The 13368-nt window shown below is 60.1% G+C and carries 15 protein-coding genes; 2 read left to right on the forward strand and 13 right to left on the reverse strand.

Features of this window, described 5'->3' with window-relative positions:
* Nucleotides 1-4: 4 nt before the first annotated feature.
* From ACIOYV_RS24180 to ACIOYV_RS24195, 4 genes are all read right to left on the reverse strand, one after another.
* Nucleotides 5-1144, reverse strand: coding sequence for a homoserine O-acetyltransferase (locus tag ACIOYV_RS24180; RefSeq protein WP_054044416.1), 1140 nt, complete (start codon nt 1142-1144; stop codon nt 5-7).
* A 197-nt stretch (nt 1145-1341) separates the two neighbouring features.
* Entirely contained in the window at nt 1342-1929 is a 588-nt protein-coding gene (locus ACIOYV_RS24185; RefSeq protein ID WP_163910944.1) for a YggT family protein, read from the reverse strand.
* A 24-nt stretch (nt 1930-1953) separates the two neighbouring features.
* Nucleotides 1954-2772 (reverse strand): pyrroline-5-carboxylate reductase, encoded by an 819-nt coding sequence (gene proC / locus ACIOYV_RS24190; protein ID WP_401327657.1) that lies wholly within the window; start codon nt 2770-2772, stop codon nt 1954-1956.
* Nucleotides 2773-2807: 35 nt separating this feature from the next.
* Complete coding sequence (locus ACIOYV_RS24195) at nt 2808-3506, reverse strand: YggS family pyridoxal phosphate-dependent enzyme (protein ID WP_401327659.1); 699 nt, start codon at nt 3504-3506, stop codon at nt 2808-2810.
* A 194-nt stretch (nt 3507-3700) separates the two neighbouring features.
* On the opposite strand from ACIOYV_RS24195, the gene ACIOYV_RS24200 reads away from it, so the two are divergent.
* Nucleotides 3701-4735, forward strand: a complete 1035-nt coding sequence (locus tag ACIOYV_RS24200) for a type IV pilus twitching motility protein PilT (RefSeq protein ID WP_201190041.1) — start codon at nt 3701-3703, stop codon at nt 4733-4735.
* Nucleotides 4736-4865: 130 nt separating this feature from the next.
* Here ACIOYV_RS24200 and ACIOYV_RS24205 read toward each other — a convergent pair whose 3' ends face one another.
* The gene (locus ACIOYV_RS24205; RefSeq protein WP_163910956.1) at nt 4866-5486 is read right to left on the reverse strand and encodes a C40 family peptidase; all 621 of its coding nucleotides are present in this window, start codon (nt 5484-5486) and stop codon (nt 4866-4868) included.
* A gap of 250 nt (nt 5487-5736) precedes the next feature.
* On the opposite strand from ACIOYV_RS24205, the gene ACIOYV_RS24210 reads away from it, so the two are divergent.
* On the forward strand, nt 5737-6171 hold the full coding sequence (locus ACIOYV_RS24210; RefSeq protein ID WP_163910960.1) for a TM2 domain-containing protein: 435 nt from the start codon (nt 5737-5739) through the stop codon (nt 6169-6171).
* Between the two features lie 115 nt (nt 6172-6286).
* Here the strand turns inward: ACIOYV_RS24210 and ACIOYV_RS24215 are convergent, their stop codons facing one another.
* The 8 genes from ACIOYV_RS24215 to gshB all read right to left on the reverse strand — a co-directional run bounded on the left by ACIOYV_RS24215 (nt 6287) and on the right by gshB (nt 13208).
* On the reverse strand, nt 6287-6691 hold the full coding sequence (locus ACIOYV_RS24215; protein WP_401327664.1) for a hypothetical protein: 405 nt from the start codon (nt 6689-6691) through the stop codon (nt 6287-6289).
* Nucleotides 6692-7136: 445 nt separating this feature from the next.
* Complete coding sequence (locus ACIOYV_RS24220) at nt 7137-8408, reverse strand: dihydroorotase (protein WP_401327666.1); 1272 nt, start codon at nt 8406-8408, stop codon at nt 7137-7139.
* Nucleotides 8405-9409 (reverse strand): aspartate carbamoyltransferase catalytic subunit, encoded by a 1005-nt coding sequence (locus ACIOYV_RS24225; RefSeq protein ID WP_007897943.1) that lies wholly within the window; start codon nt 9407-9409, stop codon nt 8405-8407. Before ACIOYV_RS24225 ends, ACIOYV_RS24220 begins: the two co-directional genes overlap by 4 nt.
* A gap of 27 nt (nt 9410-9436) precedes the next feature.
* On the reverse strand, nt 9437-9943 hold the full coding sequence (gene pyrR, locus ACIOYV_RS24230) for a bifunctional pyr operon transcriptional regulator/uracil phosphoribosyltransferase PyrR (RefSeq protein ID WP_054044401.1): 507 nt from the start codon (nt 9941-9943) through the stop codon (nt 9437-9439).
* Between the two features lie 81 nt (nt 9944-10024).
* Nucleotides 10025-10462 carry a Holliday junction resolvase RuvX gene (gene ruvX / locus ACIOYV_RS24235; protein ID WP_005792259.1) on the reverse strand — a complete coding sequence of 146 codons (438 nt, stop codon included), beginning with the start codon at nt 10460-10462 and terminating at the stop codon, nt 10025-10027.
* A complete protein-coding gene (locus ACIOYV_RS24240; RefSeq protein ID WP_265041394.1) occupies nt 10462-11034 on the reverse strand; it encodes a YqgE/AlgH family protein in 573 nt (190 codons plus the stop codon). The genes ruvX and ACIOYV_RS24240 overlap by 1 nt, the downstream gene beginning before the upstream one ends.
* A gap of 197 nt (nt 11035-11231) precedes the next feature.
* Nucleotides 11232-12131, reverse strand: a complete 900-nt coding sequence (locus tag ACIOYV_RS24245; RefSeq protein ID WP_265041393.1) for an energy transducer TonB — start codon at nt 12129-12131, stop codon at nt 11232-11234.
* A 105-nt stretch (nt 12132-12236) separates the two neighbouring features.
* Nucleotides 12237-13208: a glutathione synthase gene (gshB, locus tag ACIOYV_RS24250; protein ID WP_054616923.1), complete on the reverse strand. Its 972-nt coding sequence runs from the start codon at nt 13206-13208 to the stop codon at nt 12237-12239.
* Nucleotides 13209-13368: the final 160 nt, after the last annotated feature.

The raw sequence follows: 13368 nt of genomic DNA on the forward strand, positions 1-13368 counted from the left end.
TTACTCACAAACTAATTCGGTTCATGTAATTGCTGAACGCCTGCAGATAGCGCGGGATCGGAATCAAGAAGGCGTCGTGGCCTTGCGGAGCGTCGATCTCGAGGTAGCAAACGTCTTTTTTGGCCGCCATCAGCGCGTCCACCAGTTCCCGGGAGCGGGCAGGGGAGAAACGCCAGTCGGTGGTGAAGGACATCACACAGAACTTGGACGTGGCGCCAGCGAAGGTTTTCGCCAGGTCATCGTCGAAGTTCGCCGCCGGGTCGAAGTAATCCAGCGCCTTGGTCATCAGCAGGTAAGTGTTGGCGTCGAAACGCCCGGAGAACTCTTCGCCCTGATAACGCAGGTAGCTCTCGACCTGGAACTCGACGCTGTGGAAGTCGTAGTTGAGCTTTTCGCTCTTCAGGCCACGGCCGAATTTCTCGCCCATGGAATCGTCGGACAGGTAGGTGATGTGCCCGACCATCCGCGCCAACATCAAGCCGCGCTTGGGAATCACGCCGGCTTCCTGGAACGAACCGCCGTGGAACTCGGGGTCGGTGAGGATTGCCTGGCGCGCCACTTCGTTGAACGCGATGTTCTGCGCCGACAGCTTGGGCGCCGAGGCGATGGCCAGGCAATGCCGCACGCGGTCGGGGTAAGTGATGGTCCACTGCAAGGCTTGCATGCCGCCGAGACTGCCGCCGATCACCGCCGCCCACTGGCTGATGCCGAGCAGGTCGGACAGGCGCGCCTGGCTGTGCACCCAGTCTTCCACGGTCAGCACCGGGAAGTCGGCGCCGAATGGCTTGCCGGTCTCCGGGTTGATACTGCTCGGGCCGGTGGAGCCGTTGCAGCCACCGAGGTTGTTCAGGCTGACCACGAAGAACTTGCTGGTGTCGATCGGTTTGCCGGGGCCGATGCAGCTGTCCCACCAACCGGGTTTGCGGTCGTCGGGGCTGTGGAAACCGGCAGCGTGATGGTGGCCGGACAAGGCGTGGCAGATCAGCACGGCGTTGCTCGCCGTGGCGTTCAGCGTGCCGTAGGTTTCGTATATCAGGTCATAAGCTGGGAGCGAACGGCCGCAGGCCAGGGCCAGGGGTTCACTGAAGTGCGCCACTTGCGGCGTCACCAGACCAACAGAATCGGCGGGAAAGGCAGTTGGCATCGACCCTGCTCTCGTTGAAATGAGGCGTAAGTCTAAAGACCGCTGCCCTTAGCAGCAAGCGAACGGCAGGCCTGATTTCATTCAGTTGGACCGAGGTGCGGCATTCGCGGGCAAGCCTCGCTCCTACAGGGAATCGCATAGGTCCTGTAGGAGCGAGGCTTGCCCGCGAAGAGCGATAACGCGGTCAGCGCTCTGGATCAGATCAGCCCAAGCAAACCCTGCGGCATGAACGCAAAGTACGCCAGGCGCGGGATCAGCCAGCTCTGCAGCAACTGGATCACGATAAACGCGAAGATCGGCGAGATATCCAGGCCGCCCAGGTTCGGAATGATCCGACGGAACGGGGCGAGTACCGGTTCAGTAATCTGAGCCACCAGTTCGGCGCCCGGATTGTGGCTGCCCGGGGCGACCCAGGACAGGATCACGCTGATGATCATCGCGTAGAAAATGATGTTCAAGAACAGCGAGAACAGCGCGATCAGCGCCCAAGGCACCAACAGCAACCAGTCGACCATGAAGCCTTTGAGCAGCAGGATCACCGCGATCAGCAGCATTTGAATGATCAGCGCCAGCACCAGCGACGACATGTCGAGCCCGAACATGCTCGGGATGACCCGGCGCAGCGGCTTGAGCAGCGGTTGAGTGGCTTTGACGATGAACTGGCAGAGCGGGTTGTAGAAGTTCGCCCGAACCAATTGCAGGATGAAGCGCAACAGCACGATCAGCAGGTACAGGCTGCCCAGCGTCTTGATGATAAAAACGGCAGCGTCATTGAGTCCGAGCATCATTGATTCCTTTGTAAGAGCTGATTAGCGACCCAGTTGTTCGGCCATCTCGGCCGAGCGATGTGCGGCGGCGCCGAGTGCCGTTTCGACCAGGGCTTCGAAGCCCCCGGCCTGGAACGACTTGATCGCTGCTTCCGTGGTGCCCGCAGGCGAGGTCACGCGGCGACGCAGTTCCGCGGCATCCACGTCACTGGCAACCGCCATGTGTGCGGCGCCGAGGGCGGTTTGCACGGTCAGTTGCGCGGCGACGTCCGCCGGCAGGCCGAGTTTCACGCCCGCCGCAGTCATCGCTTCGATCAACAGGAAGAAGTACGCCGGGCCACTGCCGGAAACGGCGGTGACCGCGTCCAGTTGCTGTTCTTCGTCCAGCCACAGTGCGATACCGACGGCGGACAACAAATCTTGAGCCTGTTGGCGTTGCTCGGCCGTCACTTCAGCCGTGGCGAACAAACCGCTCACGCCCTGACGCAGCAGCGCCGGGGTGTTGGGCATGCAGCGCACGATTGGCTGAGCGCCGAGCCAGTTGTTCATGCTGGCGCAGGTGATGCCCGCCGCGATGGATACCACCAGTTGATGCGGCTTGAGGCTGGGGCGAATGGCTTCGCACACGGCTTTCATCGCCTGCGGTTTGACCGCCAGCACGACTACATCGGCGTCCTGGATGGCGTCGGCGTTGTCGGCGAATACTTCGATGCCGTGTTCGGCGCTCACACGAGCGCGGGTGTCAGCGCCGGGATCGCTGGCGCGGATGTGGGCCGCGTCCAGACCTTTGGCGCGCAGGCCACCGATCAGGCTGGCGGCCATGTTGCCGGCACCGATAAAGGCAATACGAGTCTTGCTCATGTCAGGTCCTTATAAAGAGAGGAGTCAGCCATTGTTCAAGGCTGGCCATGCATTTGTTGAGAGCTGCGAGCGCCAAACAGGGCTGTACCGATGCGGACCCACGTGGCGCCCATGGCGATGGCCGACTCGAGGTCGTGGCTCATGCCCATGGAAAGCGTGTCGAGCGGCAGTTCGAGGCTGGCTTGAAGGTGCTGCACGGCAGCGAAAGCGGCGTCCTGGGCGGCGCGATCGTCAGTCGGCTCGGGGATCGCCATCAACCCGCGCAACTTCAGGCGCGGCAATTCGCTGATGGCCTTGGCCAGGGCTGGCAGGTCGGCCGGGGTGCAGCCGGACTTGCTGTCCTCGCCGCTGACGTTGACCTGGATGCAGATGTTCAGCGGCGGCAGATCGGCAGGACGTTGTTCGGACAGGCGTTGTGCGATTTTCAAACGATCCACGGAATGCACCCAAGCGAAGTGCTCGGCGATAGCGCGAGTCTTGTTCGATTGAATGGGGCCGATGAAGTGCCAGATCAAGGGCAGGTCGGCCAATTCGAGCTGTTTGCCCAAGGCTTCCTGCAGATAGTTCTCACCAAAGTCCCGCAGCCCGGCGGCGTAGGCTTCACGCAGGGCTTCGGCGGGCTTGGTCTTGCTCACGGCCAGCAGCTGGACGCTGTGCTCGTCGCGATTGGCAGCTTGGGTCGCTGCCTGGATACGCGAACTAACCTGAAGGATGTTGTCTGCTATCGTGGACATCAAATCCTGCCTGAAAAGTGCCTGCACTCGATCATGCGGCGTTAAAAGTCGACTCAGATGCTCATTGACTGACGTCAACTCCGCGTCTTCGCCAACTTTTGCCTTGCCTGATCATCGCTCGGCGACTTTTCAGGCGAGGATTCGGCGCCGGCGGTCTGAAGGTTCGCGGCATTCTACTGGAATTGAGGAGCGCTATGGATATCACTGAGCTGCTGGCATTCAGCGCCAAACAGGGCGCGTCCGACTTGCACCTGTCTGCCGGCCTGCCACCGATGATTCGCGTCGATGGCGATGTGCGGCGCATCAACCTGCCGGCCCTGGACCATAAACAGGTGCACGAGCTGATCTACGACATCATGAACGACACCCAGCGGGTGGACTTCGAGAAACACCTGGAAACCGACTTCTCCTTCGAAGTGCCGGGCGTGGCGCGTTTCCGGGTCAACGCGTTCAACCAGAATCGTGGCGCCGGCGCGGTGTTCCGGACCATTCCGTCGAAGGTCCTGAGCATGGACGACCTCGGCATGGGCGATGTGTTTCGCAAGATTACCGAAGCCCCCCGTGGCCTGGTGCTGGTGACGGGCCCGACCGGTTCCGGCAAGTCCACCACCCTGGCAGCAATGATCGATTACCTGAACAACCATCGCCATCACCACATCCTCACCATCGAAGACCCGATCGAGTTTGTGCACGAATCGCGCAAATGCCTGATCAATCAGCGCGAAGTCCACCGCGATACCCGCAGTTTCGCTACCGCGCTGCGCTCGGCGTTGCGCGAAGACCCGGATGTGATTCTGGTGGGGGAGATGCGCGATCTGGAAACCATTCGCCTGGCGTTGACCGCCGCTGAAACCGGTCACCTGGTGTTCGGCACGCTGCACACCACGTCGGCGGCGAAGACTATCGACCGGGTGGTGGATGTATTTCCGGGGGATGAGAAGTCGATGGTGCGCTCGATGCTGTCCGAGTCGTTGCTGGCGGTGGTGTCGCAGACGCTGGTCAAGAAGATTGGTGGCGGACGGATTGCGGCGCACGAGATCATGCTCGGTACGTCAGCGATCCGTAACCTGATCCGCGAGGACAAGGTGGCGCAGATGTACTCGTCAATTCAGACCGGGGGCAATCTGGGGATGCAGACGCTGGATATGTGCTTGAAGGAATTGGTGACCAAGGGCTTGATCAGCCGCGAGCATGCGCGGGAGAAGGCGCGGTCACCGGATAACTTTTGATTGGCCCAGAAACGCCTTCGCGGGCAAGCCTCGCTCCTACAGGATGGTTATGTGCCGCGAAAATGGCGCATGACCTGTAGGAGCGAGGCTTGCCCGCGAAGGGGGTCTCAAGAACGATGAAAGCCGTTAATCAGCGCTGAACGACGCGCATCTGGTTCGGTTCTTTCGGCAGAACCCGCTTGGCCACCACATAGTGGCTTTCCCAATACGGCTTCTTCAGCGTATCGATGGACACCGCTTTGCCACGGCGTGGCGCGTGGATGAAGCGATCGTTACCCAGGTAAATGGCAACGTGATTGACCCGACGGCTCTTGATGTTGAAGAAAATCAGATCGCCCGGCTTCAGATCCGCGCGATCGACTTTCTGGCCATGACCGCTGGCCATAGCGTTCGAGGTGCGTGGCAGATCGAAAGTCGCGTCGTTAAACGCGTATTTCACCAGGCCACTGCAATCGAACCCTTTACTTGGGCTGCTGCCGCCCCAACGGTATGGAGTACCGAGGACGTTGACTGCACGACTCAACACGTTGCTGCTTTGCTTGGTCGCCATCGGCGGCACCAGCTTGGCGTTGGCGGTGGCCAGCGTGGTGGAGCGTTTCGCGGTTTGCTTGTTTTTGCTCGAAGGAGCAGAAACATGGGATTTCGGGGTGTAACCATTAACGTTAGGAAGACGTTGCTCACGATTGGTGGCGTGGGCGGCCAGTGGCATCAAAAGGCAAATGGTTAGCCATGTCTTGAAAAATGGACGCATTAGGCAAGGCTCATATGGGTTAGCGCGCAACTTTATAACAGCTTTTTTGACCCTTCCGAGGCCGTTGGTCGATTGGACCTTGGGGTCAACGGAACCAAATAAGCAGCGAGTTGACGCAATTGTCGGACAGAGTGCTTGTACTACAAGGCTTTGGCGGGAGTGAAGGTAGCATTTGCCATACGTCGGACGCCTGTAAAAAAGTCACAAAGAATTCAACAATATTTATCTATCGTGTGAATCGAGGACCCTCATGAACACCTATCAACACCCCGTGGCCTATCAAGACACCCACAGCAAACTGATCGGTTACCTGCTGTGGATTTTCGGTTTTACCGGGGCTCACCGCTTCTATTACGGCAAGCCGGTGACCGGGACGATCTGGTTCTTCACTTTCGGTTTGCTGGGCATCGGCTGGCTGATCGACCTGTTCCTGATCCCGTCCATGGACCGTGAGGCCGACCTGCGCTTTGAGGCCGGGCCGATCGAATACAGCGTGGCGTGGATTCTGCTGACGTTCCTAGGGGTATTCGGCGTACACCGGATGTATCAGGGGAAATGGCTCAGCGGCTTGCTGTACCTGGTGACGGGCGGAGTGTTCTTCCTGGGGGTGTTGTTTGACTTCTGGACGCTCAATACCCAGGTGTCCGTAGTGAACACCATCAGTAACCGGGCAGCTTCGCGTTAAGCCCTTCGCGAGCAAGCCCGCTCCCACAGGATTGATGCGGTACTTGTGGGAGCGAGCCTGCTCGCGAATGCAGGTGGCACGGACTTAAGTCTGTTGACCAGTCCATCCGCCAAAACTATTTGGCTGTTTTTAATAGTTGGATTTGAAATGCACCAAATGCGAGCGCAGTGAAACTATAAGAGATTGCAATAATGATATGGTCAGGAATGAACCAGTAAGTTATACAGCCGGCGAGAATTGCCGACGATAGTATCGCAGCGATCAGTGATAATGCAGTAAGCAGAATCTTTCCCGGAAAATGGACTTTGGCTTTTTTACTACTGAAAACCTGCAGTAAATGCATGGCCAATAGCGTTATGCAAATAATAAACATCGCACCTATTGGCAGACCGATCGAGTCCTTGCCAATTCCGTATAACCCCGCGGTAAGGTTATTCACTACGGTGAATATGCCTATGGCGGAGGTGATCAAGAGAAGCACTGGATAGGCGTAATGCATTTGGTTACTGAGCTTTTTCATTTTCAGGGCTGCCTGGCAATGTAAGTCCATTTTTCATGTGCTGCTCCTTTGTATTGCGTCTCTGTATATAGAGAGTTGGTTGTGTGGTTCTCCTTGGGTTGTTTGAATGCTAGATGGTCGGCTGAATATTTTCATCTGATAACTTGTAGGGTGTTTCTTATTGTTATGAGGCTCTTTTCATTTGGATTGTGAGACGTCAGAACTTTCGTACTGATAAGTGGCTGTTTTCTTTACGGCTTGAAGGGATGTTCTTGTTACGGATGAGTTGATGACGATGTGACGCGAGGATGTCAGCCCGTAGATGAGAGCTAGTTGGTAATGAGAACGCTGAATGACCTAAGGACCAAGGCGCCTTCGAGTAAGCCTTCGCGAGCAAGCCCGCTCCCACAGGATTAATACAGTCCTTGTGGGAGTGGGCTTGCTCGTGAATACAGGCGACGCGGTCTTAAGCCTGGTGGCTAATCCGCCCATCCACCAACGTATACCGCACCACACTCGGCAAGCTGTGGCCAATGAACGGGCAGTTTTCGCCTTTGGATAGCCAGGTTTCCCCGGCTACGGTCGAGGCCGCTGGGTCGAACAGCACGATATCCGCCGCGCCACCCACCGCCAACTTGCCCGCCGGCAGGCGTAAAGCCTCGGCAGGGCCGGCGCTCAGGCGCGACAGCAGGGTCGGCAGATCGAGTAGACCATCCTCAACCAGCGTCATCGCCAGTGGCAGCAGCAGTTCAACGCTGCTGATCCCCGGTTCAGTCGCGCCGAACGGTGCCAGTTTGGCGTCCCGTTCGTGGGGTTGGTGATGGCTGGAAATGGCCGAAACCACACCGGACTTCACCGCTGCACGCAAGCCATCGCGGTCGGCGCGGGTGCGCAGCGGCGGCTGGACGTGGTAGAGGCTGCTGAAGTCGATCAGGGCTTCATCGGTCAGGATCAGCTGATACAGCGCCACATCGGCAGTCACCGGCAATCCACGGGCTTGGGCCTGGGCGATCAGGGCCACTCCGCGAGCGCTGGTGAGTTGGCTGAAGTGCGCACGCACGCCGCTTTGCTCGACCAGCAGCAGGTCCCGGGCCAGGGCCACGGTTTCGGCGGTTTCCGGGATGCCTGGCAAGCCAAGGAAACTCGCGGTCGGGCCTTCATGGGCCAGGCCACCTTCGGCGAGGTCATGGTCCTGTGAGTTGAAAATCACCGTCAGGTCGAAGGTCGCCGCGTATTCCAGCGCCCGGCACAGGGTGCGGGTGTTGCGGAAGCTCTCCAGACCATTGCCGAACGCTACGCAGCCGGCATCGCGCAGGGCAACGAGCTCTGCAAGCTGCTCGCCGTCCAGGCCTTTGCTCAGGGCGCCAATCGGGAAGACTTTGGTGTTACCGGCCTCGCGGGCGCGGTCGAGGATCAGTTCGGCCACGGCCGAGGTGTCCAGCACCGGTTTGGTTTTCGGCGGGCAGCACAGGCTGGTGACGCCACCGGCGGCAGCGGCGCGAGTTTCGCTGGCAATCGAACCTTTGCGGCTGTAACCCGGTTCGCGCAGGGCGACGTTCAGGTCAACCAGGCCGGGCGCGGCGACCAGACCTTTGGCATCAATGGTCTCGACCGGAACAAAACCGGCTGGAGCGGCACCGAAGGCGACAATCTTGCAGGCTTCAACATGAATATCGGTAACTTGATCCAGACCCGAGGTTGGATCGATGACGCGGGCGCCGAGAATGCTGAGCTTCACTGGGCGTTCTCCTGCTCGAATTGGCGCTGGGCAGTCTGCCCGCTCATGGCCATGGACAACACGGCCATACGAATCGCAATACCGTAGGTGACCTGATTGAGGATCACCGAGTGCGGGCCGTCGGCCACCGCCGACTCAATCTCCACCCCACGGTTGATCGGCCCCGGGTGCATGACGATGCAATCCGGCTTGGCCCCGGCCAGGCGCGCGGTGGTCAGGCCGAAGAGGCGGTAGAACTCGCCTTCGCTCGGCAGCAGGCCGCCGGTCATGCGTTCACGCTGCAGGCGCAGCATGATCACTACGTCGACGTCTTTCAGGCCTTCGGTCATGTCGGTGTAAACCTTCACGCCGTATTGCTCGATGCCGATCGGCAGCAGGGTTTTCGGCGCGATCACGCGGATGTCCGGGCAGCCGAGGGTTTTCAGCGCGAGCATGTTCGAGCGCGCGACCCGCGAATGCAGGATGTCGCCGACGATGGCCACCGAGAGGTTTTCGAAGCCGCCCTTGTGCCGACGAATCGTCAGCATGTCGAGCATGCCTTGGGTCGGGTGCGCGTGACGGCCGTCGCCGCCGTTGATGATCGCCACTTGCGGGCACACGTGTTCGGCGATGAAGTGTGCCGCACCGGAATCACCGTGGCGCACGACGAACATGTCGGCGGCCATGGCTTCCAGGTTGCGCAACGTGTCGAGCAGGGTTTCGCCCTTGCTCGCCGAGGACGTCGACACGTTCAGGGTGATCACGTCCGCCGACAGGCGCTGGGCCGCCAGTTCGAAGGTGGTGCGAGTGCGGGTGGAGTTCTCGAAGAACACGTTGCACACGGTCTTGCCGCGCAGCAACGGGACTTTCTTCACCGCCCGGGCGCCGACTTCGAGAAACGAGTCAGCGGTGTCGAGGATTTCCGTCAGCAACTCGCGGCGCAAACCGTCGAGCGAGAGGAAGTGGCGCAGCTGGCCCTGATCATTGAGCTGCAGCGGGCGCTTGGTTTCTAGAGGCGTCATCGCGAGGGGGACTCTCAATAGGGCGAATTAAAGGGCGAGGTCTTGCAGTTCGAGTACGAGCGGCGAGGGGCCGGACAGCTTCACCCGTTCGTGGGCGGCCAGCTCCAGCGTCGCGCCGACCACGTTCGGACGGATCGGCAGCTCGCCGGCGTCCAGGTCCAGCAGGCACACCAGCGTCACACTGGCCGGGCGGCCGTAGTCGAACAATTCGTTCATGGCGGCGCGGATGGTCCGGCCACTCATAAGCACGTCGTCGATCAGCACCAGGTCCTGGCCTTCGATCTCGAACGGCAGGGCCGACGGGCGCACTTGCGGGTGCAGGCCGTTCTGGCTGAAATCGTCGCGGTAGAAGGAGACATCGAGGGTGCCGAGCGGCGAGTCGCTGCCCAGTTCATCGAGCAACGCCTGGGCGACCCAGACGCCGCCGGTACGGATACCGATGTAGCGCGGTTCGCTGATGCCACGGTGTTCCAGGTGTGCCTTGAGACGGATCGCCATCTGGCTGATCAGTTCGGCGGGATTGGGCAGGCTCATGGTTGCTCCTTCTTGGGCCCGAGCCGGTGCGTGCGGGGTTTGGCTCGGGTTGTCGCTATAGAGAGGCGTGGTGACGACTCTTCAGGATTCGAACAATGCGGTGTTTTCGTCGAGCCAGCCTTGCAACAGCAGGGCGGCGGCGATGGCATCGACCGGGTTGTCGCGGTAACTGCCTTTTTGCCCGCCACGATCACGCCGCTCGCCTTTGGCCTCAAAAGTGGTCAGGCGTTCGTCGTGGGTATAGAAGGGCAGGTTGTAGCGGCCGTTGAGGCGGCGGGCGAACTTCTCGGCCCGCAGGCACATGTCGCTGGGCGTGCCGTCCATGTTCAGCGGCAGGCCAACCACCACGGCGTCGGGTTTCCATTCCTTGATCAGGGCTTCGACCTGATTCCAGTCGGGAATACCGTTTTGTGCCTTCAAGGTGCACAGCTCGCGGGCCTGACCGGTAATCACCTGGCCGACCGCTACGCCGATCTGTTTGGTGCCGTAGTCAAAACCCAGAATCAGTCGCAGGGCCATCAGGCGTGGCCCGCCTGGCTGGTCAGCAGGCTGAGGTTGATCCCCAGGTGCCGGGCCGCCGCTTCGAGGCGCGACTCGCTGCTGGTGTTGAACAGGATGTCGGCGTCGTACGGGCAGGTCAGCCAGGCGTTGTCGGCCAGTTCGGCCTCCAGTTGCCCGGCTTCCCAGCCTGCGTAACCGAGGGTGATCACGCTTTTCGCCGGGCCGACGCCGTCAGCGATGGCGAACAGCACGTCTTGGGAAGTCGATAAGGACAGCTCGCCTTCCAGATCAACGGTCGCCTGGAAGGTTTTCCCCGACGGGTGCAGGACAAAGCCGCGATCAGTCTGCACCGGGCCGCCGATAAAGATCGGCACGTGCTGGCAGAGCACCGGGGGCTCGATGTCAGGACGCAATTGTTCGAGGATATCGGCCAGGTTCAGGTCTTGCGGACGGTTGACCACCAGCCCCATGGCGCCATTGGCCGTGTGCTCGACGATGTAGGTCAAGGTGTGCGCAAAGTTCGGGTCGGCCATGTGCGGCATGGCGATCAGGAAGTGATGCTTGAGGTAGCTGGGGCTGACGTTCTTCATGAGCGCTAGTGTGGCGTTGGAGGGGCGAACTGACAAGCTGGGGATGCACAGGAAATGCTTGCGTGAGTGTCTTTTTGATTCGGGTTTGCTTGAGGGCCTCTTCGCGGGCAAGCCTCGCTCCTACAGGGACGGTGATTACTTTGTAGGAGCGAGGCTTGCCCGCGAAGGCGTCGGCCCGAACACCACAAATCCATCGATCAGTTACTGGAGAGCTTGTCGCCGCGAGCGAATTTCCAGGTGCGGATGATTTCCAGGCGGTCGATGTCCGACAAATCCCCGGTAAACGGCGAAAACGGTGCCGCCAGCCGCACAATCCGCTGGGCTGCCTGATCCAGCAACGGTTGCCCGGAGGACTCCAGCACCAGCACTTCATACAGCGAACCGTCGCGGTTGATCGAGACCATCAAACGCAAATTGCCGTAGATCTGCTTGCGCCGTGCTTCGTCGGGGTAATTGAGGTTGCCGATGCGCTCGACCTTCTTGCGCCATTCGTCCTTATACCAGGCGCCCTTGTCGCGCATGGTCGAAGCCGCACTCAAACGGTGAATCCGCGGGCGCTTGGCGTACAGCTGTTGTTCGTTGGCCAGTTCCGCTTCCAGGCTGGCGATGTCGCTGGACAGTTGCGAGCTGTCGAACGTCGGCGCGGCCACGGCGGGCTTGGGCGGGGTCTTGGGTTCTTCGTTTTTGGCGGCGGCTTTTTTCGGCTTCGGCGCGACGGTGGTCACGGCGGCCTTGGGCGCGGCTTCCTGCACTTCAGGCTTGGCGGCCGGCGGCGGGGTGACTTTCTGCACCTTGTTGTCCTGGAACGGCGCGACCTCGGTGGTCTTGGGGATCGCCTTTTTATCCAGGGTGCCGCTGCCTTCCTGATTCTCTTGAGCAAGAAAATCGGCTTTTTTGGGCTTGGTTTCGCTTTTGAAAGTGGCGAGGGTGATTTCCAGGGTTTTGCTGATCTGCTTGGGCTCGACCATCGAAAAGCCGACGCCCAACAGCAAGGCCAGGTGAATCAACGCCGCGAGAAACAGGGTAAAACCGAGGCGATCGGCCGGGCGCACGCCAGTATGGGCGAGTTCAGCGGGCAGATCGGACGGGAGCGTCATAACAAAAAACCAACATCACGTTTTTCCGGGCTCGGCATGATAACGCAATGTTGGTTTTTAGCTTCAGGCTTCAAGCAGCAAGCGACAAGCTGTCTGTCGCGCGCTTCAAGCTTGCGGCTTGAGGCTTGCAGCTTGCAGCTTCTTCTCTATGGCATCCATCAAAAGGCCACCAATGTCGGTGCCAAACGCGTTATCAATCTCGCGAATGCAAGTCGGGCTGGTGACGTTGATTTCGGTCAGGTGCTCGCCGATTACGTCCAGGCCAACGAACAGCAGGCCTTTCTCACGCAGGGTCGGGCCGACTTGTGCGGCGATCCAGCGATCCTTGTCGCTCAGCGGACGCGCTTCGCCACGACCACCGGCGGCGAGGTTGCCACGGGTTTCGCCAGCCGCCGGAATCCGCGCCAGGCAGTAATCCACTGGTTCGCCGTCGATCATCAGGATGCGCTTGTCGCCATCCTTGATCGCCGGCAAGTAGGCCTGGCCCATGATCTGCTGGGTGCCCAGCGCGGTCAGGGTTTCCAGAATCACCGACAGGTTCGGATCGCCCGCGCGGTGACGGAAGATCGACGTGCCGCCCATGCCATCCAGCGGCTTGAGGATCACATCGCCGTGCTTGGCGGCGAATTCACGCAACACGTCGGCGCGGCGGCTGACCACGGTCGGCGGCGTGCACTGCGGGAACAGCGTAGCGAACAGTTTTTCGTTGCAGTCGCGCAGGCTCTGCGGCTTGTTGACCACCAGTACGCCGGCGCGCTCGGCTTGCTCCAGCAAGTAAGTGGAGTAGACGAATTCCATGTCGAACGGCGGATCCTTGCGCATCAGGATCACGTCCAGATCGCTCAGCAGCGCGTCGGTCTCGGCTTCCAGTTCGAACCACTTCTCAGGGTTGGCGAAGACTTTCAGCGGCCGCATCCGCGCCCGTGCTTCACCTTCGCCCTGGTACAAATCCTTCTGTTCCATATAGAACAGTTCCCAGCCGCGCTTCTGCGCAGCCAGCAGCATGGCCAGCGAGCTATCCTTTTTATAGGAAATGCTGGCGATAGGGTCCATGACAATCCCGACGCGAACGCTCATGGGTTTTTCCTCGAAATGGGGTGGTCCGAATGGACACGAAAAAGTGGCGTCAGAGTGGCGCTGAGTGTGTTCCCGGTCAAGGAAAAACCTCTGCGCGGGTCGGCCGATAGATTGGTTATTGAGACTGTGCTAAAAAGGTCGCCATGTCGCGCTGGCCCTT

Origin of the sequence: Pseudomonas sp. NPDC087342 (assembly GCF_044744265.1) — a bacterium.
Taxonomy (GTDB): Bacteria; Pseudomonadota; Gammaproteobacteria; order Pseudomonadales; family Pseudomonadaceae; genus Aquipseudomonas; species Aquipseudomonas nunensis.

Coding starts and splice junctions, on each gene's coding strand:
- pyrR (WP_054044401.1), bottom strand. CDS start 9,943: ATGAGCCTGCCCAATCCCGCCGAACTGATCAGCCAGATGGCGATCCGT.
- ACIOYV_RS24210 (WP_163910960.1), top strand. CDS start 5,737: ATGAACACCTATCAACACCCCGTGGCCTATCAAGACACCCACAGCAAA.
- ACIOYV_RS24205 (WP_163910956.1), bottom strand. CDS start 5,486: ATGCGTCCATTTTTCAAGACATGGCTAACCATTTGCCTTTTGATGCCA.
- gshB (WP_054616923.1), bottom strand. CDS start 13,208: ATGAGCGTTCGCGTCGGGATTGTCATGGACCCTATCGCCAGCATTTCC.
- ACIOYV_RS24195 (WP_401327659.1), bottom strand. CDS start 3,506: ATGTCCACGATAGCAGACAACATCCTTCAGGTTAGTTCGCGTATCCAG.
- ACIOYV_RS24185 (WP_163910944.1), bottom strand. CDS start 1,929: ATGCTCGGACTCAATGACGCTGCCGTTTTTATCATCAAGACGCTGGGC.
- ACIOYV_RS24225 (WP_007897943.1), bottom strand. CDS start 9,409: ATGACGCCTCTAGAAACCAAGCGCCCGCTGCAGCTCAATGATCAGGGC.
- ACIOYV_RS24215 (WP_401327664.1), bottom strand. CDS start 6,691: ATGAAAAAGCTCAGTAACCAAATGCATTACGCCTATCCAGTGCTTCTC.
- ACIOYV_RS24180 (WP_054044416.1), bottom strand. CDS start 1,144: ATGCCAACTGCCTTTCCCGCCGATTCTGTTGGTCTGGTGACGCCGCAA.
- ACIOYV_RS24245 (WP_265041393.1), bottom strand. CDS start 12,131: ATGACGCTCCCGTCCGATCTGCCCGCTGAACTCGCCCATACTGGCGTG.
- ruvX (WP_005792259.1), bottom strand. CDS start 10,462: ATGGCCCTGCGACTGATTCTGGGTTTTGACTACGGCACCAAACAGATC.
- ACIOYV_RS24200 (WP_201190041.1), top strand. CDS start 3,701: ATGGATATCACTGAGCTGCTGGCATTCAGCGCCAAACAGGGCGCGTCC.
- proC (WP_401327657.1), bottom strand. CDS start 2,772: ATGAGCAAGACTCGTATTGCCTTTATCGGTGCCGGCAACATGGCCGCC.
- ACIOYV_RS24240 (WP_265041394.1), bottom strand. CDS start 11,034: ATGAAGAACGTCAGCCCCAGCTACCTCAAGCATCACTTCCTGATCGCC.